Source organism: Chroococcidiopsis sp. CCNUC1, assembly GCF_023546805.1.
Lineage (GTDB): Bacteria > Cyanobacteriota > Cyanobacteriia > Cyanobacteriales > Chroococcidiopsidaceae > Chroococcidiopsis > Chroococcidiopsis thermalis.
This window is the reverse complement of sequence record NZ_CP097480.1, coordinates 734,395-760,692: the sequence shown is the minus strand read 5'-3', so window position 1 is coordinate 760,692 and position 26,298 is coordinate 734,395. Positions and strand designations below refer to the sequence as shown.

Annotated in this window: 21 protein-coding genes and 1 pseudogene; 14 read left to right on the top strand and 8 right to left on the bottom strand. The window is 44.6% G+C overall.

All coding sequences use genetic code 11. The features are described 5' to 3' along the window. Positions 1-28: 28 nt before the first annotated feature. Positions 29-637: a YqhA family protein gene (locus tag M5J74_RS03575; RefSeq protein ID WP_015152758.1), complete on the top strand. Its 609-nt coding sequence runs from the start codon at positions 29-31 to the stop codon at positions 635-637. Positions 638-816: 179 nt separating this feature from the next. On the opposite strand, the gene M5J74_RS03570 is transcribed toward M5J74_RS03575, so the two are convergent. Next, on the bottom strand, positions 817-1,041 hold the full coding sequence (locus M5J74_RS03570) for a hypothetical protein (protein WP_250015383.1): 225 nt from the start codon (positions 1,039-1,041) through the stop codon (positions 817-819). A 6-nt stretch (positions 1,042-1,047) separates the two neighbouring features. Here M5J74_RS03570 and M5J74_RS03565 point away from each other — a divergent pair, with 6 nt between their 5' ends. Both M5J74_RS03565 and M5J74_RS03560 read left to right on the top strand, forming a co-directional pair. Further along, complete coding sequence (locus M5J74_RS03565; RefSeq protein ID WP_250015381.1) at positions 1,048-2,076, top strand: isochorismatase; 1,029 nt, start codon at positions 1,048-1,050, stop codon at positions 2,074-2,076. A 34-nt stretch (positions 2,077-2,110) separates the two neighbouring features. Then, the gene (locus M5J74_RS03560) at positions 2,111-3,313 is read left to right on the top strand and encodes a glycosyltransferase family 4 protein (RefSeq protein ID WP_250015380.1); all 1,203 of its coding nucleotides are present in this window, start codon (positions 2,111-2,113) and stop codon (positions 3,311-3,313) included. Here the strand turns inward: M5J74_RS03560 and larE are convergent. The 4 genes from larE to M5J74_RS03540 all read right to left on the bottom strand — a co-directional run bounded on the left by larE (position 3,280) and on the right by M5J74_RS03540 (position 8,694). Continuing rightward, complete coding sequence (larE, locus tag M5J74_RS03555; protein WP_106170926.1) at positions 3,280-4,098, bottom strand: ATP-dependent sacrificial sulfur transferase LarE; 819 nt, start codon at positions 4,096-4,098, stop codon at positions 3,280-3,282. The genes M5J74_RS03560 and larE overlap by 34 nt on opposite strands. Further along, positions 4,016-4,267, bottom strand: a complete 252-nt coding sequence (locus M5J74_RS03550) for a hypothetical protein (protein ID WP_250015378.1) — start codon at positions 4,265-4,267, stop codon at positions 4,016-4,018. The genes larE and M5J74_RS03550 overlap by 83 nt, the downstream gene beginning before the upstream one ends. Positions 4,268-4,287: 20 nt before the next feature. Continuing rightward, positions 4,288-6,528 (bottom strand): GAF domain-containing protein, encoded by a 2,241-nt coding sequence (locus M5J74_RS03545; RefSeq protein ID WP_015152754.1) that lies wholly within the window; start codon positions 6,526-6,528, stop codon positions 4,288-4,290. Between the two features lie 261 nt (positions 6,529-6,789). Then, positions 6,790-8,694 (bottom strand): PAS domain-containing protein, encoded by a 1,905-nt coding sequence (locus tag M5J74_RS03540; protein WP_250015376.1) that lies wholly within the window; start codon positions 8,692-8,694, stop codon positions 6,790-6,792. A gap of 268 nt (positions 8,695-8,962) precedes the next feature. Between M5J74_RS03540 and M5J74_RS03535 the strand changes: the two genes are divergently transcribed. Continuing rightward, positions 8,963-9,829 carry a branched-chain amino acid ABC transporter permease gene (locus M5J74_RS03535; protein ID WP_106167187.1) on the top strand — a complete coding sequence of 289 codons (867 nt, stop codon included), beginning with the start codon at positions 8,963-8,965 and terminating at the stop codon, positions 9,827-9,829. Positions 9,830-9,903: 74 nt separating this feature from the next. Here M5J74_RS03535 and M5J74_RS03530 read toward each other — a convergent pair whose 3' ends face one another. Continuing rightward, entirely contained in the window at positions 9,904-10,056 is a 153-nt protein-coding gene (locus M5J74_RS03530) for a photosystem I protein PsaX (protein ID WP_106167186.1), read from the bottom strand. 183 nt (positions 10,057-10,239) lie between these two features. Beyond that, on the bottom strand, positions 10,240-11,142 hold the full coding sequence (lipA, locus tag M5J74_RS03525; protein WP_106167185.1) for a lipoyl synthase: 903 nt from the start codon (positions 11,140-11,142) through the stop codon (positions 10,240-10,242). 21 nt (positions 11,143-11,163) lie between these two features. Between lipA and M5J74_RS03520 the strand changes: the two genes are divergently transcribed. The 5 genes and pseudogenes from M5J74_RS03520 (at position 11,164) to murI (ending at position 17,387) form a co-directional block, all read left to right on the top strand. Continuing rightward, positions 11,164-11,319, top strand: coding sequence for a hypothetical protein (locus tag M5J74_RS03520; RefSeq protein WP_158265965.1), 156 nt, complete (start codon positions 11,164-11,166; stop codon positions 11,317-11,319). A 284-nt stretch (positions 11,320-11,603) separates the two neighbouring features. Continuing rightward, entirely contained in the window at positions 11,604-12,161 is a 558-nt protein-coding gene (locus M5J74_RS03515) for a PleD family two-component system response regulator (RefSeq protein ID WP_106167184.1), read from the top strand. Between the two features lie 206 nt (positions 12,162-12,367). Then, a pseudogene (locus M5J74_RS03510) lies at positions 12,368-13,734 on the top strand (cation:proton antiporter). A gap of 568 nt (positions 13,735-14,302) precedes the next feature. After that, positions 14,303-16,369, top strand: a complete 2,067-nt coding sequence (locus M5J74_RS03505; RefSeq protein ID WP_106218204.1) for an N-acetylmuramoyl-L-alanine amidase — start codon at positions 14,303-14,305, stop codon at positions 16,367-16,369. A gap of 136 nt (positions 16,370-16,505) precedes the next feature. Beyond that, positions 16,506-17,387, top strand: coding sequence for a glutamate racemase (murI, locus tag M5J74_RS03500; protein WP_015152746.1), 882 nt, complete (start codon positions 16,506-16,508; stop codon positions 17,385-17,387). 540 nt (positions 17,388-17,927) lie between these two features. Here the strand turns inward: murI and M5J74_RS03495 are convergent. Then, positions 17,928-18,212 (bottom strand): hypothetical protein, encoded by a 285-nt coding sequence (locus M5J74_RS03495; protein WP_015152744.1) that lies wholly within the window; start codon positions 18,210-18,212, stop codon positions 17,928-17,930. 90 nt (positions 18,213-18,302) lie between these two features. Between M5J74_RS03495 and sds the strand changes: the two genes are divergently transcribed. From sds to dnaG, 5 genes are all read left to right on the top strand, one after another. Further along, entirely contained in the window at positions 18,303-19,274 is a 972-nt protein-coding gene (sds, locus tag M5J74_RS03490) for a solanesyl diphosphate synthase (protein WP_015152743.1), read from the top strand. A 397-nt stretch (positions 19,275-19,671) separates the two neighbouring features. Beyond that, positions 19,672-22,281 carry a sigma 54-interacting transcriptional regulator gene (locus M5J74_RS03485; protein ID WP_250015374.1) on the top strand — a complete coding sequence of 870 codons (2,610 nt, stop codon included), beginning with the start codon at positions 19,672-19,674 and terminating at the stop codon, positions 22,279-22,281. Positions 22,282-22,290: 9 nt separating this feature from the next. Further along, entirely contained in the window at positions 22,291-23,631 is a 1,341-nt protein-coding gene (locus M5J74_RS03480; protein ID WP_250015372.1) for an ATP-binding protein, read from the top strand. A 76-nt stretch (positions 23,632-23,707) separates the two neighbouring features. Continuing rightward, the gene (locus M5J74_RS03475) at positions 23,708-24,325 is read left to right on the top strand and encodes a class I SAM-dependent methyltransferase (protein WP_250015371.1); all 618 of its coding nucleotides are present in this window, start codon (positions 23,708-23,710) and stop codon (positions 24,323-24,325) included. Between the two features lie 29 nt (positions 24,326-24,354). Further along, positions 24,355-26,283 carry a DNA primase gene (dnaG, locus tag M5J74_RS03470; protein ID WP_015152739.1) on the top strand — a complete coding sequence of 643 codons (1,929 nt, stop codon included), beginning with the start codon at positions 24,355-24,357 and terminating at the stop codon, positions 26,281-26,283. Positions 26,284-26,298 lie beyond the last annotated feature (15 nt).

Sequence of the window (26,298 nt, the reverse complement as noted above, 5' to 3'; positions counted from 1 at the left end):
TTCATAAAACGATCGAGGAGATTTCTTCATGCGTCAGCTACTAGCTTCTGCAAGATATATCATGTTTCTGCCTGCATTATCTAATGTCTTAGCGGCATTGGTATTGATGATCTATAGCGCGAAACAAACCTTGTTTATTATTCTTGAACTTTTGAGTAAAACCATCACGGTTGGAAAAGTCCCCAAAGTCACTCTTTTCAAAACTGCTATTAGCTTTATTGAGATAGTAGATATCATGCTTTTAGCTACTGTAATTTTGATCTGTGGTCTAGGCTTGTACGAGCTATTTATTGGTGGTTTAAAACTTCCAAATTGGTTGTCAATTCGCAATCTAGATGACCTCAAAGAAAAGCTAATTAAGTCAGTAATAGCTGTAATAGCCGTTCAGTTTCTTGTGGCAGTGGTACATAATGATAGCAATTTACTATCCTATGGTGCAGCAATATCTATGGTAACTGTTGCCTTGGCAATTTTTACTAATTTGTCGCATAGCGCTAAGAAAAAGCTTCAAGCTGAAGATGAAGTTTATAAGACAGAAAAAGTTATCAAACACATTTTACATAGACATCAAGATTCAGCAGAGCAGCCGCAAAATATTACATCAATTCATCCACAATCCGATCGCCGTGCTAGTTAGGGTTGTATGGCAACAATTGCTCTCAGTAACCGTATAGCTCCTGCGATCGCAAACCTGTAGAAGATGATTTACAAGTAAAAACACTTTGAACCCAGATCCGCAAATAAGTTTGGATCTGGGTGCAACCTCTTTGTGGGGTACGCAGATGCTAATTTTGTAGCACTCAAAGCTGTAATTTATTACAATAATGGTAAATAATACCATAATAGAAACAGCGAATGATAGCGGTTTTCAATTGGGTAAAATACGCGATCTGTAGGGGCGTACAGCTGTGCGCCCCTACCAATGTCACGCACGCAATCGAGAATTGCTATGAGACTAATGGTTTGAAACCCCGCACAGGCGGGTTTTGCCTGTGTAGGCGCAAATTCTATTCGCCTAACTGCAATTCGTCCAAAGAACAAAACCCCATGAGTACAACCACCCAGTTACCAATTCCCCCTCACTTTGCACCAGAGAAAGTTGGCGAAGTCTGGCGCGTCCCTTACCAACAAAGGGCAGCAGCGGCGAGAGAGTGGGCAAAAAAATATCAAATTCAACCAGCATCAGCAGATAAAACTCAAGTTTGTTTGCTACTAATTGACATACAAAATACTTTTTGCATTCCCAGTTTTGAATTATTTGTGGGTGGACAATCCGGTACTGGGGCAGTCGAAGATAATCGGAGACTGTGTGAATTTATTTATCGTAATTTAGGAGTGATTAGCGCGATCGCACCGACTCTAGATACTCACACGGCAATGCAGATTTTTCATCCAATCTTTTGGATTAACCAAGATGGAGAACATCCAACGCCATCTGCAACAAATATTACGCCTATAGATATCGAACAAGGGATTTGGCAAGTTAATCCTGCTGTAGCGTATAGTTTAAAATTAGACTACAGTATGCTCCAAAAACACGCTTTACATTATGTCAATCAACTGAGTCAGCATGGCAAATATCCCCTCACGGTTTGGTCTTATCATTCCATGTTAGGTGGCATCGGTCATGCTTTAGTTTCTGCGGTGGAAGAAGCGGTATTTTTCCATTGTATTGCCCGCGATAGTCAAACTCAATTTGAAATTAAAGGGAATAATCCATTAACAGAAAACTATTCTGTCTTGCGTCCCGAAGTTCTTGATGGTGCAGACGGCAAACCAATTGCTCAAAAGAATTCTCGGTTAATTCAACAACTATTAGAATTTGATGCTGTTATTATTGCAGGGCAAGCTAAAAGCCATTGTGTTGCTTGGACTGTAGATGATTTATTAACTGAAATTCAGCAAGTCGATCCGAGTCTGGCTCAGAAAGTTTATTTATTAGAAGATTGTACTTCTGCTGTTGTCGTGCCTGGTGTAGTTGACTACACCGAACAAGCAAACGCGGCTTTTCAAAGGTTTACCGATGCTGGAATGCAGATTGTGAAATCAACTCAACCTTTGGCGATCGCTAGTTAACCTAACTGAAGTATCGATCGAGGAGAAGCCTATTGTGCTGATTGGTTATAAATTCGATGCATATCCAGAAAAAAGAAATATTATCGACATAGTTCCCGATACTAAATACAAAAAAGTTCGCGATTTTTTTCTGTTGAAACAAAGGATTGCGAGTCAATTCAATCAGCTTGCTAACCGAGAGATATTTTCTCTGATTGACTGTTACAATCAATTTTACGATTTCGATTTGAATCGAGTTAGCCTTTTACATTTTTTCAATACAATCAGTTATGGTTCTACTCCCTGGATTACGACATTTGAAACATTTTTACCGAGATTGACTTGCTTGCTTTCATGTCCGAGCGATCGCAACTTAGAACTCGATTTTTCTGCTTTGAAAACTGAATCTAAAATGCATAAAGCTTTTCAAGCAATTTCTCGCGATGCTTGTCGGCGAATTATCGCTATGTCTGATTGCAATGCGAATATGCAAAGAAGGCTGCTAAAAGAATTTCCTGAATATCAAGAAAGCATAGAAAGCAAACTGATAGTTATGCATCCGCCACAAAGGGAGTTTGTTTCTAAATATGCAGATAAAAAATTGAGCCTGGATGAAACGATAAAATTTATATTTGTTGGTTCTTCTTTCTTTCGCAAAGGAGGGCAAGAAATTATGCAGACATTAAAAGCTTTAAAAGAGCGCTATAAATATAATCTTGAGTTAACAGTGATTAGCTCTCTTAATGTTGATAATTATGCTACTAAAGAGACGCTTGCTGACGTTGAACAAGTAAAGCATTCGCTCCAGCAATCTGACTGGATTAATTATTTTCCCCAATTACCCAATCACGAAGTTATTGAATTGATGAAAAAGGCGCATATCGGTTTATTACCGACTTACGCTGATACGTATGGCTACTCTGTTTTGGAATTTCAAGCAGCAGGGTGTCCTGTGATTACAACTAATGTCAGAGCTTTAACCGAAATCAATAATAATCATGTAGGATGGACGATCGCGGTTCCTAAAAATAGTTTAGGAGAAGCAATTTACACGACAAAAGAAGATAGAGACACCATTAGCAAATTGATTCGTGAAGGAATCGAACGAGCAGTACATGAAATATTTGCTAATCGTCAGATAATTCTAGAGAAATCTCATAACTCAATCTCTAGAATTATCGAGCATCATTCCATCGATCGCTACGCAGCAAAGTTAAGAAACATCTACCTCGAAGCCATCGGCGCGGACAAAACTTGATTGAGCTTTCCACTCCGATAACCTTCTAGATCGAGCGTGACGTAAACAAAACCATAACTTTGAAATGCCGCAGTTAGCGCCACTAAATCTGTCTGGGCGACAAAATCTTTAATCAGATCTGGCATTAACTCAATTCTTGCCGTATCTCCCTCCGATCGCACCCTTAAATTTTGCCATCCCAACTTGCGTAGATAAATTTCTGCCCTTCCTACCCGCTGTAGCTTAGATACAGTAATCTCTTCGCCATAGGGAAAGCGGGAACTGAGACAGGGTTGGGCTGGTTTATCCCACCAAGACAAGCCTAGTTGTTGCGATAATTGCCGTACTTCGGCTTTTGTCACTCCTATTTCTGCCAGAGGCGATCGCACGCCGCGTTCTTTCGCCGCCTGAATCCCTGGGCGATAATCGCGTAAATCGTCAGCATTCACCCCATCGACAATATAAGGATATCCCCATTCCTTTGCCAAGGGTTTGAGCGTATCGTGTAACTCGCTTTTACAGAAATAGCAGCGATTCACGGGATTGGAAGTGTAATTTGGATTATCCATTTCATGCGTTTGAATAATTTTATGGACAATTCCGATTTGTGCTGCTTGAACTTGGGCATCTTCCAATTCTTCGGGCAACAAAGAAGGAGAAACAGCCGTAACGGCGATCGCGCGATCGCCCAAAACATCAGTAGCAATCTTAGCGACTAAAGTGCTATCTACACCCCCAGAATAGGCAATCAACGCCCGTTCCATCTGAGCAAACAAAGCCTTTAACTGCTCTAGTTTTTGTAACATTAGTCTGAATCTGCGATCGGCTCATCCCTATTGTAAGGTTATAGACAGTCGGTTGTTGGTAATGGGTAATTGGTAGTTGGTAATTGGTTAACCGCCCCTTGTCCCCCTTGTCCCCCTTGTCCCCCTTGTCCCCCTTGTCCCCCTTGTCCCCCTTGTCTCCCCTAGCCACCAGCCACTAGTCACCAGCCACTACTCCCTGCTCCCTGGCAAATACAAAGTAAAACAACTACCACGCCCCAATTCTGAACGAACGGTAATATCGCCCCCGTGTAGTTGAGCAAGGCGACGCGACAAGGCTAAACCCAGTCCCGTACCTTCATACTTCCGGTTCAAACCACTATCGACTTGGTGAAACGGTTGAAAAATTGCTTCACAATCTTCTAGCGCAATACCAATCCCAGTATCTATGACTGAGAATAAAATTTGTTGAGATGTTTGTTCAATGCGTAACGTAATCGAACCCGTATCTGTAAATTTGAGCGCGTTAGATAATAGATTGACTAGAATTTGATTCAAACGCCGTCGATCGGCAGTACAGGTTATTGCCTCAGAAGCGATCGCCAAATGAAATTCTAATCCCCGCTGCCGACAACGTTCTTGAAAAAGAGATAGACAAGCTTGTGCTATATCTTCAATGGATAAGGTTTCTGGGGTTAATTCTTCTTTTCCTGCTTCAATTTTAGTCAGGTCGAGTAAGTCATTAATCAGGTCTAATAAATGCTTGCCAGAGGTATGAATGCATTCAATATACTGCTTTTGTTTGGCATTTAACGAACCAAAAATTTGTTCCATTAATACGCCAGAAAAGCCTAAAATTCCCGTTAGAGGTGTCCGCAGTTCGTGACTGATATTACTTAAAAATTCGCTCTTAGCTCGATTGGCTGTTTCTGAAACCAATTTTTCTGCTTCTAATTCTTGAGTACGTTGTTGGACTAATTCTTCTAAACGCTCGTAACTTTGTGCGTTATAGAGGGCGATCGCAGCTTGATCGGCAATTTGTTGCAATAAATAAATCTCTTCGTGAGTAAAAGTGCGATAAGTGTTAGTAGTCTGCAAAGATAGACCACCGAAAAGGCGATCGCGAATAAAAATTGGGACGCTCAAAACAGAACGAGTACTTGCTTGTTCTACTTGCATCTGTCTAATTCTCGTAGAAGGCAATTGAGAGTAGTCAGGAGCGTGAAAATAGCGCCGACAGTAAAAATCAGAGTCAGGATCTATCAGATCGATCCATTCTGATTTGGGAAATTGGAGGTTGAGCATTGAGTAAATGCGATCGCTAGCTCGCCACTCTTTCAAAATTTGCACTGAGTCTGTATCGACAGAAAAGATTAACAGTCGATCGACATCAAAACATTCGCCAGTCAGTCTGACAATTTCTTGTAAAATAAAATCTGGATCGAGGATAGAATTGAGTGCTTGACTAATCTGATTGAGAGTTTGCTGGCGATGTAATTGCTGCTGTACTTGAGAAAATAATTGGACTTGATGAATAGCGATCGCGCACTGATCGCTAATTGCTCTGACTAGAGAAATCTCTTGCTCCGTCCAATCTCGTTCTCGCTCGCATTGGTGCAGGATAATTCCACCCAGAAACGACTGACGATACAACAAAGGGGCGATAATCAAAGCGCGAATGTTACATTCTCCGGCAGCGTCTCTAACTGCCATAGAGACATTCTCATCCATATCGCGAACGATAACCATCTCTCCCCGCAGCAGTTTATCTTTATAAAAAGGGTAAAGAGAGCATTCGTGTCCTAGCAAATGTTCCCGTTCTCTGGTCGCAGCGCTGATATGATAAATTCCCATTTGGGCTTGAGAATTGGGCTGAGAAATTAGGCAACGACTCAAACCTAGAGCTTGGTGTAGCATATCCGCTGTAATTTGCAGCACCTCATCCAATACCAAAGTTTCGCGCATGGCGTGGACGATGTGATTGATAATTGCCTGTTGCTGCGCTTGGAGTTGAGTGCGAGCTGCGGCTTGCTGCTGTTGGCGACGAAGTTCAAATTCTTGCAGCGATCGCTTCAACACTACGGGTAGGCGAAACAACCGCTCTTTCATGACATAATCTGTCATGCCTGCTTTGATGCAATCAACTGCTGCCTCTTCTCCCAGACTGCCAGTCACCAGAATCAGGGGAATCTCATGCCCAGATGCCTGCAAAAGTTGCAACACCTGATATGCCGTAAACTGAGGTAACCGATAATCTGCCAAGATTGCATCGTAAGTTTGAGTTTGCAGCAGGTGCTGGCACTCACTCTGACTTTTGGCGATATCGTAGGTAAAAGCGATCTGGGCGGATTCAAGGGCAAGTATCATCAAATCGACATCTGCCTTTACGTCTTCTACGATTAACAGGTGAAGTTGCGCGGCAATTGAGAATTCTTGCCGCCGCATAACCTGAGAATGCTCTAGAGTCTGCATAATTGGCTGAGCAGAGGGCGAGGACAGGGGTTTACATGGCAATAGCATCCAGTACGAACCAATACGGCGAATGACACCGATTCAGGTTTCAAAATCTAGTGATTTCACTACGTGGCTGCTGATTTCCAGAGCGTAACATGCATTTCAGTTATTGTCTGCTGCTGTGGTAGTCAAGATTACCTAAGACCCGATCTTGAGCGACTCTGCTTGGACGAATAACATCCTAGCTGGCGAAACTTCTACTCCGCTCTACAATTATCTTCAGGAAAGTCTAAATTTCATCAAAAAAGTAGCACCTTGTTGGGGTATGCTCTCAGCCCAAATTTTGCCACCGTGACGGTGAATAATGCGCTGGACGATCGCTAATCCAATACCCGTACCTTTAAACTCTTTTTGGGAGTGCAACCGCTGAAAGGCTCCAAACATTTGCTCGGCATATTCCATCTGGAAGCCTACCCCATTGTCTTTAACAAAAATTGTGGTGTTATCTCCTAGTAGTGTGCCAATTTCTATTCTGGCTGGTTGGCGATCGCCACTAAATTTCACCGCATTGTCAATTAGGTTGGCAAAAACTTGTCGTAATAAGACTGGATCGCCGTCGATTGTGGGCAAGTCACCAACGATAAATTCGATCTGACGGTCTGTGGGAGTTTGACTTTTGATTAAGGCGATCGCCGCCTCAACCAATTCTCGCACGCTTACAGAAACCTGCGCCAAAGGTTGCCGTCCGGCTCTAGACAAAGCCAATAAACCATCAATCAACTGTGTCATCCTGATGCTGCTATCTTGAATAGTCTGAATGTAACTAGCAATTTTGGGATCGGCGATCGCCTCAGTAGACTCCAAACGCTGCGCCAAAGCATTGGCAAATCCGTGAATGTGGCGGAGTGGTGCGCGTAAGTCATGAGAAACGGAATACGCAAAAGCATCTAATTCCGCGTTCGCTAACTCCAATTGAACCGTGCGTTCCCGCACTCGTTGTTCCAGAGTTTCATTCCACTGCTTAATTTTGACTTCTGCTTGCTTGCGTTGAGTAATATCCTCGACTAGTCCCACAATTCGATAAACTTCTCCGGCGCGATCGTGAATTGGAAAGGCGCGAGAAAGTACCCAACGCACCGAACCATCGGGGCGGACGATCCGAAATTCATGATTAAACTCCTCTAACAGCTTCGTCCCCAGGGGCTTTTGCTCCAAAACGGCAATTAACGCGGCACTATCTTCAGGATGGATTCCCGCCAGGAAAGACGATGGCTGAGCGTACAAACTTTCACAAGTCCGCCCCCACATTTGTTCGTAAGCTGGATTGACATAGAGAATCTGCGTGAGTCCAGGGGTAGACATCCACAAGACTTCGCGTAAATTTTCTGCAATTTGACGAAACTGTGCTTCGCTCTGCCGCAGTTGTTCTTCTACCCGTTGGCGTTCGGTCAGATCCAGACTGCCACCAAAAATTCGCAACGGATGCCCTCGCTCGTCCCTGACGATCAGTCCGCGTTCCCAAACATGAATATACTGACCGTAGCGATCGCGCAGGCGATATTCTGCCTCAAAATCATCACTATTACCAGCCAACGCCGAGGACAAAACAGCATAGGCTGGCGGAAAATCATCGGGATGAATGCGCTCGTGCCACCATGCAGCATCATTTGGAGCTTCCTCTGGTTCGTAACCTAAGACCTTGAGCAATCCTGGAGTTCTTTCGACTGCTTGAGTTTGCAAATCCCACTCATAAATCGTGGCATTAATCGCTGCCGCTCCCATGTGGAAGCGATCGTTTGCTCGGCGTAACTCTGCTTCTACATGGCGCAATTGGTTAAATTGTCGTTCTAGAGAATCTGCTAGTTCGTTAAAAGATTGTGCTAATTGTCTAATTTCTAATGGAGCATAACGTAATTTTGAAATGCAAACTCGAAAATTACCTTGCTCAGCCAATTGACGACTTGCTTGATTCAGAAGGCGCAACCAACGCCCCAGCACAACTTCAATTCCCACCCAGACGATCGCCATTGCCACCGTTGCGGCTAGCGTCAGTACCGTACACTCAAACTGAGGAACGCGAGCGGCATTGTGAATGAAAAAGAACAGATATAACGGTAAAACAGCAAGGACAACTAGAAATACTAGGTGTACATGGAGAGTGTTAAAAGATTTAGACCCGAGCATTCACAAAAGTTGAATTTAAAAACATGAAATGAATGCACTTTACAAGAGGCAAGAGGCAAGAGGCAAGTCGTAGGAGCGGGTTTAGCAAAAGAATTGACAGTTGAGGCAATAAATCTTGACTCAAAACCCGCCCGTACAGCAGTTGCAATGCACAATTAATTAATCTCTCGCCACCAGCCACCAGCCACCAGCCACTTTGTTGCTTTTGTACAGGTTTTACCCATAACATCTCTACACTGATAACTGATAACCGATCACCGAACCCTGTATGGACGCACAACTGGCTCAATTATTTGTTAATGGGGTAGCTGTAGGTAGCATTATTGCTTTAGCTGCGGTAGGACTGACGCTGACTTATGGCATTCTACGGCTGGCTAACTTTGCCCACGGCGATTTTATGACTTTGGGCGCTTATTTAACTTTGCTAGCCAATACGAGCGGCATTAATATTTGGCTCTCAATGTTACTCGGAGCAATTGGCACTGTAGCAGCAATGCTGATATCTGAAAAGCTGATCTGGTCAAATATGCGATCGCGGCGTGCCACTTCCACCACGCTCATTATTATTTCGATTGGACTCGCTTTATTTCTCCGTAATGGAATTATTTTAATCTGGGGTGGTAGTAACAAAAGTTACGATATTCCTACCAGTCCAGCCAGAGAAATTTTAGGAATCAGAATTCCCCAAAATCAACTTATAGTAATGCTTTTAGCAGTTATCGTTATTTTGGCGCTGCACTATTTATTACAAAATACGAAGATTGGCAAGGCGATGCGTGCTGTTGCTGACAACCTCGACTTGGCGCGTGTATCTGGAATTGATGTCGATCGCGTCGTACTTTGGACGTGGGCGATCGCTGGCAGCCTCACGGCTTTAGGTGGTAGCATGTACGGCTTGATTACAGCCGTCAGACCGAATATGGGCTGGTTTTTAATTTTGCCGATGTTTGCTGCCACAATTTTAGGTGGAATCGGCAACCCGTACGGCGCGATCGCTGCTGCTTTGGTGATTGGCGTTACCCAAGAACTCAGCACTCCTTTCCTTGGTTCTCAATACAAACAAGGTGTAGGTCTGTTCATTATGATTCTGGTACTGTTGATACGCCCGAAAGGATTATTCAAAGGTACGATTTGATTCGGCTAGGAAGTCAGTGACCGGCGACCGGCGATCGCTAGTCACTAGCCACCAACTGACTAGCCGCCAGACAACTATGGATTGATAACGTGGAAGTAAATAGCAGCTACCAGAATGTTACCTGCTAGCAGGATCAAGCTAACTATCGTCCGAAAAGGAAACGGAGCGTTAGCATTAGATTTAGCAACATCTTGACCGACAGTTGGTTTAGTTGCTTGAGCAGCCATAAGCTTTTCTCCTCAAAATAAGGGCATCTACAGAAATACCAAACAGCGGTACCCCTTGCCTACTTCCGTTAAAAATATTTTTGTGAAAAGAGTGACTAGTGGCTGGTGACTCGTGACTAGACAAAAGCATTGACCCACTAGCCACCAGCCACTTTTAACTGATAACTGTTCCCTAGTCACTGGTCACTGTTCCCCCGCATGGTAGGAGCTACGCACCAAGGGTGCGGAACGGACGTGGCTAAACCCTAGATCGCGAGCGATCGCGCCTAATTCCTCGAATTCTTCGGGAGTCCAGTATTTTTGGACGGGTAGGTGTTCTAAGGAGGGGCGCATGTACTGCCCAATTGTCAAGCGATCGCAGCGGATTGCTCTAAGATCTGCCATCGTTTCAACAACTTCTTCTACTGTCTCCCCATGCCCCAACATTAACCCAGATTTTGTCGGAATACTCGGGTCGATTTCTTTAACTGCTTGCAGGACTTGCAACGAGCGATCGTATTTAGCTCCTCTTCTGACTCGTCCTTGCAGCCTTTTGACAGTCTCAATGTTGTGGTTGTAGCAAGCGGGTTTTGCCCCTACAACCATAGCAATTCTTTCCCTTTGTCCTACGTCTCCCGCGCCTGTACCACCCCAAAAATCAGCAGTTAATACTTCAATTTGCGTTTGAGGACTGCGATCGCGAATTGCTGTCATGGTAGCAACAAACCAACTTGCTCCTTGGTCAGCTAAATCGTCCCGCGCTACAGAAGTCAAGACAACGTAGTGCAATCCTAGTGACTGCACAGCCTCTGCGACCTTCTGCGGTTCTTCTGGATCGAGTGGCATGGGTGCGTGACCTTTATCCACTTGACAAAAAGCACAAGACCTAGTGCAAGTTGGACCCATCAGTAAAAAAGTGGCTGTCTTTTGGGCGTAGCATTCGCCTCGGTTCGGGCAGCGTCCCTCCTCGCAAATCGTGTGAATCTGTCGCTGCTTAATAATTTTTTGAACTGTAGATAATTCGCTTGCCTTACCAATCGGTCGGCGCAGCCATGACGGTAAAGCCTCAATTTCCGACTTGAACTCAGAACGAGAAGATAGAGTCATATATTCAGTGACCAGTGACCAGTGACCAGTGACCAACTTCCATTATTAACTACTAATCACCAATTCCCCATTACCGACTACCAATTACCAATTACCCTTTTGATAGACAATTTGCCGACCGAAAATTTACCGAACTATATCTATTTAAGGAAAATTTTGCGATCGCGCAATCAGTAAAAATTCCCTTGGAGACAAAACGCGAACAGCGTTAGGTTTAGTTCGTAGTTTTGTTGTGCAAGGTTAGCTAGAAAAGTAAGTTACTGGTGTATCCCAGGTGGCTTTTACTCTCACTTACGTGTTTCAATTGAGCGAGTTCGAGATGTTGGCGATCGAGAATTTAAATTTACAGTTAACTAATATCTGCCGCACTCACTTTCTAGACTGCATAACCAGATATTCCCGCCTTTAAATCGTATTTTTCTATCTTATTCCCCTTAAAATTCATTGCCGAGGAGTCAGTTGTGGCAAGTAACAAAATCGTAGTTATCGATGACAGTCGCGTAATTCGGATGCGCGTCAAAGAAATGTTGCCACCTGGCAACTTTGATGTTTTAGAAGCAAAAGATGGTTTGGAAGGACTCAACTTAATTCGTCAAGAACGACCGAACCTGATTATGCTTGATTTTTTGTTACCTAAACTCAGCGGCTGGGAGGTGTATCAGCAAATCCAACAAAATGCCGAACTCCAAAAAATTCCTTTAGTCTTAATGTCGGGGCGCAAAGAAGAAGTTGTCGAGAAAATTCCAGAGCCATTCGAGTATTTTGAATTTATCCCTAAACCGTTCGAGCAAAAAGATTTAATCGGTGCAATTAAAGCGGCAATGGTAAAGTCAAAACTGCCGCGCCAAGGAGGAGCAACAGCACCAGTAGCGCCACAGGTAGCTGCAACAGCAACTGGAACCAGCACATCATCATCCGATCTGCAAGCTTTGAATGGAAAAATTGCTGCTATGCAGGCAGATATAGAACGGTTAAAACAGCAAATGGCGCAAGTCATGGCTGTGCTGGCTAGAAAATAACCTATAAGTTAGGTTTGAGCAGTTAGCTTTGACGACTGCTGAAGAAAACATACCTGGTAGCGATCGCTGCCAGGTATGTTTTTTGGTCATTAGCCATTGGTTGTTATTCTCTCCTCTGCTCTCTGCTCCCTGTTAACTGTTAACTGACAACTGATAACTGACTCCCCAAAACTAGTAAATTGAAAAGGATGATTTTTGGACAGCTAATGGAGTTAGATGGTTTTAGCTGGGTAAGTAATTTTACTCTGTGGGGGTCTACGCCTTTACTGCTAACTGCGCCAGAAGCAGAGGCAAATAGTGCTTTGGTGCTAGCAGGAGTGCTGCTAAGTTTGGTCGTCATTTACTTTGCTAGCAAAGTGGGTGGAGAAATCTCTAACCGCTTTGGTTTACCTCCAGTTTTAGGCGAACTGGTGGGTGGTGTCATTGTCGGAGTTTCTGCCTTACATTTATTAGTGTTTCCAGAAGGTGGGGCTGATGCTACGAGTTCTCTGATTATGAATTTCCTTCAAACCACCGCAGGGCTAGCGCCGGAGGAAGTTGCCCCCACCTTTGCCGCTCAAAGCGAAGTGATTTCAGTTTTGGCTGAGTTGGGTGTGGTGATCCTGCTGTTTGAAATTGGGCTGGAATCAAATTTAAAAGAATTAATGGCAGTCGGTATCCAAGCGGCTGTGGTGGCTTGTGTAGGGGTAGCCGTGCCGTTTGGTGCAGGTACGGCAGGGTTGATGATATGGTTTGGTGTACCTGCCGTGCCTGCGATTTTTGCTGGTGCTGCCTTGACTGCAACGAGTATTGGTATTACTTCCAAAGTCTTGTCGGAACTGGGAACTCTCAACTCAAGAGAAGGTCAAATTATCTTAGGAGCCGCCGTAATTGATGATGTACTAGGTATCATCGTGCTGGCAGTGGTGGCAAGCTTGGCGAAAACTGGCGAAGTGGACGTGGGTAATGTCATTTATCTGATTATTAGTGCCACTGGTTTTTTGTTAGGGGCAATTCTACTTGGCAATGTTTTCAACAAAACCTTTGTTACAGTTGTCGATCGCCTCAAGACGCGCGGTGAATTAGTCATCCCAGCTTTTATCTTTGCTTTTGTCATGTCATACTTAGCTGCGGCAATCCATCTAGAGGCGATTTTAGGAGCATTTGCCGCTGGTTTAGTGCTAGACGAAACTGATAAGCGCAAAGAACTTCAGAAACAAGTCGTACCGATCGCGGATATGCTCGTTCCCATCTTTTTTGTCACTGTAGGGGCAAAAACCGACTTGGGAGTTCTCAACCCCGCCGTTCCCAGTAACCGCGAGGGGTTGATTATTGCTATCTTTCTGATTGCTGTGGCAATCGTCGGTAAAGTTGTCACGGGTGCTGCCGTCTTCGGACAACCTGGCATCAATCGTTTAGCGATCGGGGTAGGCATGATTCCTAGAGGCGAGGTAGGACTAGTATTTGCTGGTGTTGGTTCTGCAAGCGGCGTTCTTTCTAAACCACTAGAAGCTGCCATTATCATGATGGTGATTCTTACCACATTTTTAGCACCCCCCTCTTGCGTTTCGTCTTTCCCCCACCACTGCTGTAGGAGGTGAACCAGAAACTCCCGTGTAGTAAGACAAGGAGGACAGGAGGACAAGGAAGAAATTCAATTCCACAAGCCAAAATCATAAATTTCCCTCACTCCTCACTCCTCGCTCCTCACTCCTGAAATTTGTAAATTTTGATGTACTTTTATCGTTCTGTTACGGGCAAACTGCGATCGCAGCCGCAAGATGCGGTACTAAATTAAAAAACGCGATCGGATAAGGAGGGTCAAGAAACTATTAGCATTTGAAAAATTATGCATTACACTACTGAAATCTTCTGCTACTCAGTTAAATTTTTCTGAAAATCAATGGCTCAATTGAGATAAATTAATCCATCGCTTGTTGGTGTGAGCGGACTGCAATGGGAATACTTATATGAAGCGCGAATCGTCAAATTTGATGAGAAGCATTTCACATTATGTTTAAATCTAGTTTCAACCATTATTGGAGGACTCAGGTATACTCATGGTCGGCATTGGCTCGACACTGCGGGATCGGATGGAGTGAAACAGCGCCAACAGAGGAGACGTTGACAGCTGGGATGCATGCGCATAAGGAGAAAGCACCGTGAAATTATACTGGCTTTTACCCAGTACTTTAGGCATTTTTCTAATCTCGTCTCCTACTGAGGCGGCGAGTCTGAAATCGTGGCATTTTAATGCCAAACAAAATCGACTGGAAATCAAAACAGAAGGCAAAGTTCAACCCAGAGCAAAGCTGGTATTTAACCCCACGCGCCTGGTGATTGACTTGCCGGGGACAGCTCTGAAGCGAACGACAGTCAAACAGAAAGCGGGTGGAGCGTTTCGCGCTCTCCGAATTGGACAGGTTGACCAAAAAACGACGCGGATTGCGCTCGAACTCAGTCCAGAGTATAGTCTCGACCCTAACCAGGTAAAGGTTCGCGGTGCTTCTCCCAGTCATTGGTTGGTGCAATTGCCGCAGCCAGAAAAAATTGCTAGCTCGTCTCCCGCTCCTGCACCGCAGTCGTCAGATGAGTCTGCGTCCTCAGAATCTCCGCAGCCACCTGTGGAGCCACCAGCTGCGACTACGCCTCCAGAATCTCCACAGCCACCTGTGGAGCAGCCAGCTGCGACTACTGCACCTTTGACGGCTGCCCCTTCATCACCACCAACGGAGCTACCAGCTGCGACTACTGCACCTTTGACGATCGCAGCGCCAAGACCATTAGAAGCAGCACCTTTATCCAATCCTAGTCCTGCTGTCTCTCCACCCAGGCAGTATTTACGGCGCACCAGCCGCACTACTGCGCCAGCCACGCCTACTCCATCTGTCAACGGCTTGCAAGTACAAGGCGTTCGTGCTACGGGTGATGGCTTTTTTATCCGTACTGTTGGCACTGGCAAGCTCGACGTTAATGTCGATCGCAACTCCGATGGGGATAAAATTTATGTCGATCTTAAGGGCGCGAGTTTAGCACCTAATTTCTCGCCACCAAGAGCATTTAGCCGTTTTGGGGTGAAAAAGATTTCCCTCAGTCAAGCTCAGTCCGAGCAGCCTATAGTCCGCCTGACGATGGAAGTCGATCGCGATAGCCCTAACTGGCGGGCAATGGTGAGTCGATTTGGCGGTCAGTTGGGCAATCAATTCGGTGGAGTCGTTTTACTTCCGAGTCGAAATCGGTATACGGATCGCGCTAGTACAGAGCGACGCAACAGAACGACAGAATTAGCCACAATTGAATCGGTGGACTTGCGGGGCGATCGCCTCTACGTCAAAGGCGATCGAACTTTAGTCTATGCCAGTGGTTGGGATCGGTCGTCTGCTGCCTACAGCATTACTATTACCAATGCCCAATTAGCTAGAACGGTACAGGGACCAACTTTAGATACCAATAGCCCAGTTTTAAGGGTGCGCTTGCGGCAGACCGATCCGCGCACGGTTACGATCCTAGTCCAGCCAGCGGCGGGAATACGAGTGGGAGAGGTCGAGCAACCCAGCCCAGAGTTTCTCTCGCTAGATTTGAAGCGCTCGTCGATGGTTCTAGTCCCGCCATCCTCTCCAGCGACTAATCCTTCAATTTCCGTTCCGCCGCCAGTACCCGCAGCACCACCTCGAGCCCGCGATCGCAATGGGAAAACAATTGTGGTCATCGACCCAGGACACGGCGGTAAAGACCCAGGAGCCGTTCAGGGAGGAGTGCATGAAAAAGATATTGTTCTGCCAATAAGCAATCGAGTTGCTCAGATATTGGAACAAAACGGCGTTCATGTCGTGCTGACGCGGGATAGCGACTATTTTGTAGGGCTACAAGGACGGGTAGATATCGCCGAACGGGTCAATGCTGACTTGTTCGTCAGTATCCACGCTAATTCCTTGCCTACGCGCCCAGATATCAGCGGTTTGGAGACTTATTATTTTGATAGCGGCTACAATCTAGCCGTGACAGTTCACAATGCTATGTTGCGAAATGTTCCAAATCTTCGCGATCGCCGCGTGAGAAAGGCTAGATTTTACGTCCTACGCAAGAGTTCTATGCCAGCTGTTTTGGTAGAAACTGGATTCATGACAGGGAAACATGACGCACCGCGTTTGAAAACGGCTGCTTATCAAAATCAACTGGCAGAAGCGATTGCTCAGGGTGTTCTTCAGTACATTAAACAACAACGTTGACACTACGGTAATGTCAGTGTTAATTATCAACTTGACGGATGGGTTTGCGTTGCTGGTTGCCGCTTTTGCTAATACCAGTTAACAAACTTGCCCATAGGTTCTGTGCTAAGCATAATTAACGGGTTAAGCTCGAACTGTGTTTTATTCCTATCTTTCTATCAATAATCCTTCCGATTTTCCCAGTCGAGAACCCCAACAATCGCCAATTGGCGTATTTGATAGTGGTGTGGGTGGTCTTACTGTTTTAACTCAGCTGTATCGGCAGCTACCAAACGAATCTATTTTATACTTTGGCGATACGGCTCGCCTACCCTACGGCACGCGATCGCCAGCCGAGATCGTACAATTTACTCGCGAAATCCTCTGCTGGATGCAACAGCAGCAGGTAAAAATGGTCGTGATGGCTTGTCACACGGGTTCCGCTCTAGCTTTAGAGACGGTGCGGTGGGAATTTCCGTTTCCCATTTTGGGTGTGATTTTACCTGGAGCAAAGGCGGCGGTAAAACAAGGTAAGCGCATCGGTGTAATTGCAACTCCAGCAACTGCTGCTAGCAACGCTTTTCCACAGGCAATTCAAGAAATTGATAGTACTGCTAAAGTCTGGCAAGTCGGTTGTCCCGAATTCGTGCCTCTGATCGAAGATAATCGGATCAACGAGCCATACACTAAAGAGGTAGCACGGCGCTATCTGGCTCCCTTAATTCAGCAGCAAATCGATACTCTGATCTACGGCTGTACCCACTATCCTCATTTATCACCCGTGCTGCGATCGCTTTTACCTAACAGCATCAAGCTGGTCGATCCGGCAATTCACGTTGTCAAAGCCGTAGCTTGCGAACTCGATTTACTAGGACTGCGAAATAATTTACCACCGATGCCAACTCGCTTTTGTGTCAGCGGTTGCCCCCAGCAGTTTATTCAGTCCTCCGTGCGATGGCTGGGTTATGCTCCTGTGGTGGAAAAAGTTAATTTAGAAACAGTCCTTACTCCCAGTTATCCCCTAGAACTTTTGGACTAGAGACGTTTGTAGAGACGTTATATGTAACGTCTCTACACGGTCACCGGTCGCTGGTCGCTGATAGTTGACCCAACCCTTCCTCTTTAGGAGTAGAGATGTCCCGAGTCTCGGGATTTTTTACCTGCCTTTGCGCTAACAGTAGTAAAAGGTAAACAGTCAATAAATAACCAGTTGCCAAGCAAGGAATAATCATGGGTACGTTGCCGTAAGTCATTGTGCCGCCAGCGAGTCAAGAAAGAGAAATAATGTTTAGAAAATAAGACAGCGCAAAGCATCGACCAAAAGCAGCTTTTGGCAGTTTCCACGTCGCAATAAGTTCTTACCAGTCAGTCAAACGAATGCCTCGCCAGCTGCTGGTTTCCTCACTGTTTTCCGCACACCACTAACTTAATTTCCGAGATTATCTCTCTATTCAAAACCTTTAAGCGCTAGCAGGTCTACCAAACAAAATTAACTGACTGGCACTTAAAAGTTTCGGAACGATGCCGAGGTTCTGGGTTGCGTTTGGGTATGCTCACCTAATCGACTCAGCCGATCTCGTTACCTCTTGGCAACTTGCTCGACTGTGTTGAATTTGTGAATTGGTTTAAATGCTTCAGTATCTAGGCTAACACATGAATCTAGACTTTTAGTCACTAATGTTGCCTCTAAATTTAAAATCAACGGTCGGATAGATAAATCTTGGGTAAATTTACTGAACTTGGGAAGGATGACTTTGACAAAGCGAAGTTTTTCTAAGTCTTTTTGCTGAATTGTAGCTAAGGCTACGACAATTTTTTGCAGGAAATGCATTGGGGCGATCGCGACGATTGCGAAAAATTCCATTTACCAAAACTTCCCCCTTGCCGAGGCTTAGCTTAAAATGAGTACAGAATATGTAAAATTTCGTAAAAAACTATTAGAGTCAGCTCCTTCATGACATCAGCGACTTCCCTATTTTCTCCAGTTGAAGCAGACCTGCGTATACTGTCAGAGAACCTAATAGAACTAGTAGGAACTCGTCATCCCATCCTCTCCGCCGCAGCAGAGTACTTGTTTGGAGCTGGAGGAAAGCGGGTGCGACCAGCAATTGTTTTGCTGATGTCGCGGGCGACGATGCTAGATGAGGATATTACTCTCCGTCACCGCCGACTTGCGGAAATTACGGAGATGATCCATACGGCAAGTCTAGTACACGACGACGTAGTAGATGAAGCTCCAATGCGGCGCGGCGTTCCTACCGTCCATAGCTTGTTTGACAACCGGATTGCCATTTTAGCAGGCGACTTTTTATTCGCTCAGGCTTCGTGGCATTTAGCCAACTTAGACAATCTGGAAGTGGTCAAACTGCTTTCGGAAGTGATTATGAACTTCGCCACAGGTGAGATTCAGCAGGGAATGACTCGATTCGATACCGCAATGACGATTGAAGCTTACTTAGATAAAAGCTATTACAAAACAGCTTCTTTGATTGCTAATAGCTCTAAGGCTGCGGGTATACTCAGTGGCGGCTCAAAAGAAATTGTCGATCGCATGTATGGCTACGGTCGTCACTTAGGTTTAGCATTCCAAGTCGTGGACGATATTTTAGACTTTACAGGCTCGACAGAAGTGTTGGGTAAGCCAGCCGGATCGGATCTCAAAAGCGGTAATTTAACCGCACCCGCTTTGTACGCTCTGGCAGAAAAGCCTTATCTTGAAGTCTTAGTCGAACGGCGATTCGAGCAAGAAGGGGATCTAGATGAAGCTTTGGCATTAATCAAAGATAGTCAAGGCATTCAAAAAGCCAGAGAGTTAGCCTCTTACCATGCTAACCAAGCAGTAGAGTGCATCGGTTATCTTCCAGTTTCAGAGTCTCGACAAGCCTTGATTAATATGAGCGATTACGTGTTGAATCGATTGTATTAAATGGGGAGTAGAGAGTTGTAGAGATGTTACATGTAGCGTCTCTACAACTCTTCCTTAGTCCCTCTGCTAGCGGCTACGGCTGAAGAAAATAGCGGCGATAATGATGAAGCCTAAAAGCATCAAAGGAACCCAGAGATTGGGGAGATCTGAGCTGCTCATGTTAGAAGATTTACAAATAGCTGATAGTGGTTTGGGCAGTTGGGAACATTCTCTATGAAAATAGATAACGCCGATTGGGGTAGCAGGGAAAGACAACGGCAGGAATAAAAGAATTTCAAAACATACAATTCATCGTATCCTTGAGGCATAAGGGCTGTCGAGCTAGTAGGTCTGTGTAGAGCCACGGAACGTCTCGACTCGTCACAATGAATGAAGTATTGCAAAACAGGGGGATACGATGTCTCCAGATTTACTCATCTGGCTGCAAGAGCGAACGGCGCTATCGGTGCTATCGTCAGAAGTATTAAATGCGATCGCCCAAGTTGCTGTAGAACGAGTCATCCCCGCTAACGAGCGTTTAGTCGTGGAAGACACCGACCCAGAAGCGCTTTATATTCTGCAACAAGGTCGCTTGGAGAGTAAACACACTAATTCGACTAGTTCCGTATGGGCGACTAGTTTGCTTCCTGGGTCAGTCATTAATCTCCAAGAGTTAATCTTAGAACAGCCAGTGCAAAGAACGGTGACTGCCTTGACAGAATGTCACTTATGGGCAGTGGCAACGGCAGAATTTCAGCAGATTGTCGGACAATACCCCGAAATCTTTCAAACGATTTCGCGCCAGCTAGCGCAAGAATTAAGCCAATTAACTTCAGCACTATCATACGAACAAGAACGAGCGATCGCCCTGCGCCCGTATTTGGTTACTAAAGTCAAGCGCGGTATCATCGGTACGAGTCGTTATGCGGTGCGGCTGCGTCAAGAAATTAGAGAAGCAGCTAATAATCAAAAATCAATTCTCATTTTTGGCGAACCAGGATTAGAAAAAGATAATATCGCTACCCTAATTCATTTCAGTTCTCCTCAACGCCGTCAGCCGATTATTAAGGTTAACTGCAATTTATTGCAAACCAGCGGTGCAGATCTTTTCGGTCGTGTTGGTGGAAAGCCAGGGTTGCTGGAGTGGTTGGGTGAAGGAACGCTGGTTTTGAATAATACTCAAGAGTTGCCCGTGGAATTAGTGCCGAAAATCGCGCAATTGCTGCAAACTGGTACTTATCAACCTATCAGCCGTTCTGAAGATGCACCAGAAGTCACTCGTACGAGTAAAGCGCGGATTTTAGCAATTGCAGAACGAACTCAACCCGCGATCGCGCGTTGTATTGGACAAACAATTAAAGTACCGCCACTACGGGTACGAAAAGCCGACATTAAAGCTCTAGTAGAATATTACATCAGTTTGTACACTCGCAGCGAGGGATTAGCCAAATCGAAAATTGCCCCCGAAGCCTTGCGTCGCCTGCAATCTTATGATTTTCCTGGCAACTTGAAAGAGTTACAAAGTTTAGTCGAACGGGCGCTCGTGCAGTCGGGAGAAGAAACTGAGTTAACGGAAGAAATTTTTTGGTCGGCACAAACGAAGAAAAAACAATTTCGCGTCAACGTATTAAATATTTACCCTAGTTTACGGCGATTTCTGCGCAGTTCTTGGTATCCCGACCGGATTAACTATGGCTTTACCTTGTGGTTTTTTGCCTTCATTGTCATTATCTTATTTGTTGGTCCTCAACAGCGAGATCGAAATTTCGCCTTAAATATGTTTTGGGCTTGGTGGTGGCCCCTCGTATTGTTGGGTTTTCCGTTTGTGGGTAGGTTATGGTGTGCGGTGTGTCCGTTTATGATTTACGGCGAAGTCACGCAAAAGTTATCTCAATGGTTGTTTCCAGGGCGAAAGCTGAAACAGTGGCATCGAGAACCAGCAGAAAAGTGGGGTGGATGGTTTTTATTCGGTTTATTTACCTTGATTTTTCTGTGGGAAGAACTGTGGAATTTGGAAAATACAGCCTATCTTTCTAGCTGTTTATTACTATTAATTACAGCTGGAGCGATGATTTTCTCAGCAATTTTTGAACGGCGATTTTGGTGTCGCTATTTGTGTCCAATTGGCGGGATGAATGGGTTATTTGCTAAGTTATCGATGACAGAATTGAGAGCGCAGCAAGGAACTTGTTCGGCAGAATGTACGACGTATCAATGTTACAAGGGTGGTCCTCAAAAGGGTGAGGGCATGGAAACCAATGGTTGTCCTTTGTATTCCCATCCGGCGCAGTTGGAAGATAATCGAGATTGCGTATTGTGCATGACTTGTTTAAAAGCTTGTCCGCATCGTTCGGTTGAGTTTAATTTACGTCCGCCAGGGATTGAGTTGTGGACAACTCACATCCCTCATAGTTACGAAGTCGCATTGTTATTATTGCTATTGGGTGGAATTTTCTTACATCGCTTACCAGAAATCCAAACTAGTTTGGGTTTAAGAATTGATTTAACACAATTTTTTCCTCATTTAGGTTTATCTTTGTTGGTTTTGTTGGTTCCGACTGGGTTTGTTTTTGTGGTTTATGGTTTGATGCGATCGCTTTTTTGGATGAGGAGTTATGTTGCGCAAAGTCGCATTAGCCGCAGGCGAAGCGAAGCGTTAGGCGCGAAGGATACAAAGGATTTTTCGCGTTTTAAGCCTAAGCCGTTTGTGGAGTTGGTATATGGGTATTTACCGTTGATTTTAGGGGGAAGTTTGGCGCACTATCTGCGTTTGGGTTTAGGGGAGGCAGGACGAATTTTACCCGTGACTTTTGCGACTTTTGGTTTGAGTGGGGCGGGATTACCTGTGGTGGTGGCGCATCCAGCCGTGATTGCATTTTTACAGGGAACAACGCTGATTTTTTCTGTATTACTGACAGTGGTATTGACTCAGAAAATTGCGCGTCAACCGTTTCGGCTGTTGCTACCGCAGCATCTAGGGGCTGTAATTATTGCTGCTAGTATTTGGGCGATTGTTGTGGGGAGATAGCGCCGAAACATGGATACTCAAACGAACTCATCTTTTGAATTTTTACAACTCCAAGCAGCTTCTTTACTAATATATCAATCTGTTTTAACAGATGAGGTAGGACAGGCTTTTCTTAATTTACTACGTTCTTTACGCCAAATCGATTTGTTACAGTCATTGCGACACAGCGAGGTAGATGAATTAGGATGCGTTCGCGCTTATGGAAATTATTTTAAGGCGATCGCTTCTCAAAACCAATCCTGGCAAGGTTATTTAATTAGCCGAATTCTTATAGATGAGAATCCGTTTTCACGGCAAGTTCAAAATACCAATTTGGCGGATTTACCACCTTCTCTCATCGCCGCCGTGCAGCAAGATTTACAAGCTTTACAAAGCCTCTATCAATGTAGTGGAATTCAATTAAGTCAGTGGGTACAAGCCGCAGCTAAATTAAATTTACCTCCGGTAGCTTGGAGTGAAATAACTACAAAAACAACTACAGAAAAAGCTAGCGATCGCACTATTTACTATAAATTATCACACCTCGACAACTGGGCAGATATCTTACCAGATTTAGCCGCATACTATCGCCAACATGGTACGGGTATCTTTGCTAAATATCAAGCTTTACGCTGGCAGTCAGGACAACTTATCGGTATTCCCTATGCCGATCCAGTGCAGTTACAGCAGTTGGTAGGATACGAGTATCAACGAGATACTTTGAAAAAAAATACAGAATTCTTGCTAGCAGGTTATCCCGCCCTACATGTTTTACTTTACGGTAGTCGCGGTTCGGGAAAATCTTCTTTGGTAAAGGGATTGTTAGATGAATATGGCGATCGCAACTTACGTTTAATTGAAGTTGCTAAATCAGATTTGGTTGCTTTACCTACAATTGTCGAGCAACTGCGGGGCGTGCCGCAAAAGTTTATTATATTTGTTGACGACCTCTCATTTGAAGAAGATGACGATGCTTTTAAAGCTTTGAAGGTTGTTTTGGAGGGGAATATAACTGCCCGTCCTCAGAATGTTGTCGTCTATGCGACTTCTAACCGCCGTCATTTGGTCAGAGAAATGTTTGGCGATCGCCCCCGTCCGAGTCAAAATGAAGAAGTCGGAGTGTGGGACACGGTACAAGAGAAACTGTCATTTAGCGATCGCTTTGGTTTGACTTTAACTTTTGAGCCAGCAAATCAGGGCACTTATTTACATATTGTCCGACATTTAGCAGCACTAGCCGAGCTAAATATTTCCCAGACAGATTTAGATTATCGTGCTTTACAATGGGCAACTCGTCACAACGGACGTTCTGGACGCACGGCTAGGCAATTTATAGACTTTTTACAAGCTGATTTGAATTTAGGCAGTTAAGAGTAAATTTTTAATAAGTTTATTTTCGCTAAAATACAAGAACTAAAGCTGTTATAAGTTCGTCTAGGAGGAATCAATGGGATTTTATTCACAAAGAATCCTACCTTACCTGCTTGACTGGTCGTTATCCGATCCGACTATGGCTCAATACCGACGCGAAGTTTTAGCAAATGTGACAGGAGAAGTTTTAGAAATTGGGTTTGGAACAGGATTAAATCTTTCTTACTATCCAGAAAACATTCATAAATTAGTAGCAATTGATGCTAATCCTGGCGTTCATAATCTTGCTCGAAAGCGTATCCAAAAATCTCATATTACTGTAGACAATCGCGTGTTGAATGGCGAAAACTTGCCAATGGCAGATAATACGTTTGATAGCGTTGTCAGTACTTGGACGTTGTGTAGTATCGCCAAAGTCGAACAAGCACTGCAAGAAATCTATCGAGTATTAAAACCAGGAGGAAAATTCTTTTTTGTAGAACACGGACTGAGTAATGAACCTCAAGTTCAAGTCTGGCAAAACCGTTTGAATCCAATTCAAAAAGTTATTGGTGATGGCTGTCACTTAAATCGTAATATTAGACAACTGATAGAAAAGCGATTTGATACGGTGACACTGAAAGAATTTTATGCAGAGAAAACACCCAAGTTTGTAGGTTATTTATATCAAGGTGTTGCTACTAAAGCTGTTTAGATGATAACTGAAAACTGACAACTAACAATATGCAAATTCCTCGCCTGCATCCCGATACAGTCGAACAAGTGAAACAAAGAGCTGATGTTGTTGATATCGTCTCGGAACACGTTGTTCTGCGCAAGCGGGGGAAAGATTTTGTCGGTTTATGCCCGTTTCATGATGAGAAAACCCCTAGTTTTAGTGTCAGCCCAGGTAAGCAAATGTATTATTGCTTCGGTTGCGGGGCTGGAGGGAATGCAATTACATTTTTGATGGAATTGGGCAAGACTTCTTTCAGTGAGGTGGTACTGGATTTAGCGCGACGCTATTCCGTTCCCGTCCAAACTTTAGAACCCGAACAAAGACAAGAATTACAGCGTCAGATTTCGCTGCGAGAGCAATTATATGAAGTGATGGCTGTCGCTACACAATTTTATCATCATGCTTTGCAGCAACATCAAGGGCAGTTAGCTTTAGATTATTTGCAACAAAAACGACAGTTTAACTCAGAAACAATTCAGCAATTTAAGTTAGGATACGCGCCTGCGGGATGGGAAACTCTATACAGTTATTTGATAGAACAAAAACGATATCCCGTGCAAATAGTAGAACAGGCGGGATTGATCCGGCGGCGACAGTCAGGAGACGGGTATTACGATTATTTTCGCGATCGCATTATTATTCCGATCTGCGATCCGCAAGGACGATTTATCGGTTTTGGGGGCAGAAGTTTAGGCGACGAACAACCGAAATATCTTAATTCTCCTGAGACGGATATTTTTAATAAGGGTAGAACTTTATTTTGTTTAGACAAAGCTAAAAACGAGATTGCCAAACAAGATCGGGTGGTAGTAGTAGAAGGCTATTTCGATGCGATCGCCCTTCACGCTGCTGGAATTACTCACTCTGTCGCCTCGTTGGGAACAGCTTTGAGTATCGAACAAGTCCGAGCTTGTTTGCGTTATAGCGAATCAAAACAACTTATTCTTAATTTTGATGCCGATGCGGCAGGAACGCAAGCTACAGAAAGAGCAATAGGAGCGATCGCTAATCTTGCCTATCAAGGCGAAGTCAATTTACGAATTCTCAACTTACCAAATGGCAAAGATGCAGATGAATATCTCCACACTCATAGTCCAGAACATTACCGCGAACTTTTACAAAACGCCCCGCTATGGCTCGATTGGCAGATCCAACAACTAGTAGCAAACCGAGATTTAAAGCAAGCACCGGAAGCACAACAAGTCACGGTAAGTATGGTGAAGTTGTTACAGCAAATAAGCGACAGCAATCAACGCCAGCATTACATTCATCATTGTGCCGAAATTTTAAGTACAGGTGATGCCAGACTCGTACCGTTGTGGATTGAAAATTTATTAGATCGAGTTGCGCCAAATAGTTATCGCAAACCAGCACCACCAAGAAAACAGCAGCAAGCTAGCAATTCTAACTTACCTGTAGCAGGCGATCGCGCTTTACTGGAACAGGCAGAGGCAATTTTGTTGCGAATTTACCTACACCATCCCGAATACCGTCAAATCGTCACGGAAGCCCTACAGGAACGAGATTTAAAATTCGATCTACCCCACCACACTTTTCTCTGGCAGCAGATTTTGGCAAATGTAGAGACATCACACGTAACATCTGCCCAATCATCAGATTTAATTTCGCGGCTACAAGTAGAGTGTATGGAGTATGAAGGTGAAACAAAGGCGATCGCGCGTCTATTTCACTTAGATGAAAAGACACAGATTGAACTATCGCGCTTTGCCCAGGTGATTCAAGCCGCTACAGCTTGTATGGAACGGGTGCAGTGCGAAAAACGCTACCGTCAATTTCTTCAATTGTGGGAACAAACCGACGAAGTAACTGCACCAGAACAATCTCAGTTATATTTTGAGTCGTTACGGCAAGCCCAGCAACGGCTGTTGGAATTGGACAAACAGCGACAGTTTACGCTGGCAGATTTGATCTAGGTGGGTGATGCCCAC

What these genes read in the sequence shown, in the direction of transcription:
- M5J74_RS03575 (WP_015152758.1), top strand. Translation starts at nt 29, where the DNA reads ATGCGTCAGCTACTAGCTTCTGCAAGATATATCATGTTTCTGCCTGCA.
- M5J74_RS03565 (WP_250015381.1), top strand. Translation starts at nt 1,048, where the DNA reads ATGAGTACAACCACCCAGTTACCAATTCCCCCTCACTTTGCACCAGAG.
- larE (WP_106170926.1), bottom strand. Translation starts at nt 4,098, where the DNA reads ATGTTACAAAAACTAGAGCAGTTAAAGGCTTTGTTTGCTCAGATGGAA.
- M5J74_RS03545 (WP_015152754.1), bottom strand. Translation starts at nt 6,528, where the DNA reads ATGCAGACTCTAGAGCATTCTCAGGTTATGCGGCGGCAAGAATTCTCA.
- M5J74_RS03540 (WP_250015376.1), bottom strand. Translation starts at nt 8,694, where the DNA reads ATGCTCGGGTCTAAATCTTTTAACACTCTCCATGTACACCTAGTATTT.
- M5J74_RS03535 (WP_106167187.1), top strand. Translation starts at nt 8,963, where the DNA reads ATGGACGCACAACTGGCTCAATTATTTGTTAATGGGGTAGCTGTAGGT.
- M5J74_RS03530 (WP_106167186.1), bottom strand. Translation starts at nt 10,056, where the DNA reads ATGGCTGCTCAAGCAACTAAACCAACTGTCGGTCAAGATGTTGCTAAA.
- lipA (WP_106167185.1), bottom strand. Translation starts at nt 11,142, where the DNA reads ATGACTCTATCTTCTCGTTCTGAGTTCAAGTCGGAAATTGAGGCTTTA.
- M5J74_RS03495 (WP_015152744.1), bottom strand. Translation starts at nt 18,212, where the DNA reads ATGGAATTTTTCGCAATCGTCGCGATCGCCCCAATGCATTTCCTGCAA.
- sds (WP_015152743.1), top strand. Translation starts at nt 18,303, where the DNA reads ATGACATCAGCGACTTCCCTATTTTCTCCAGTTGAAGCAGACCTGCGT.
- M5J74_RS03485 (WP_250015374.1), top strand. Translation starts at nt 19,672, where the DNA reads ATGTCTCCAGATTTACTCATCTGGCTGCAAGAGCGAACGGCGCTATCG.
- M5J74_RS03480 (WP_250015372.1), top strand. Translation starts at nt 22,291, where the DNA reads ATGGATACTCAAACGAACTCATCTTTTGAATTTTTACAACTCCAAGCA.
- M5J74_RS03475 (WP_250015371.1), top strand. Translation starts at nt 23,708, where the DNA reads ATGGGATTTTATTCACAAAGAATCCTACCTTACCTGCTTGACTGGTCG.
- dnaG (WP_015152739.1), top strand. Translation starts at nt 24,355, where the DNA reads ATGCAAATTCCTCGCCTGCATCCCGATACAGTCGAACAAGTGAAACAA.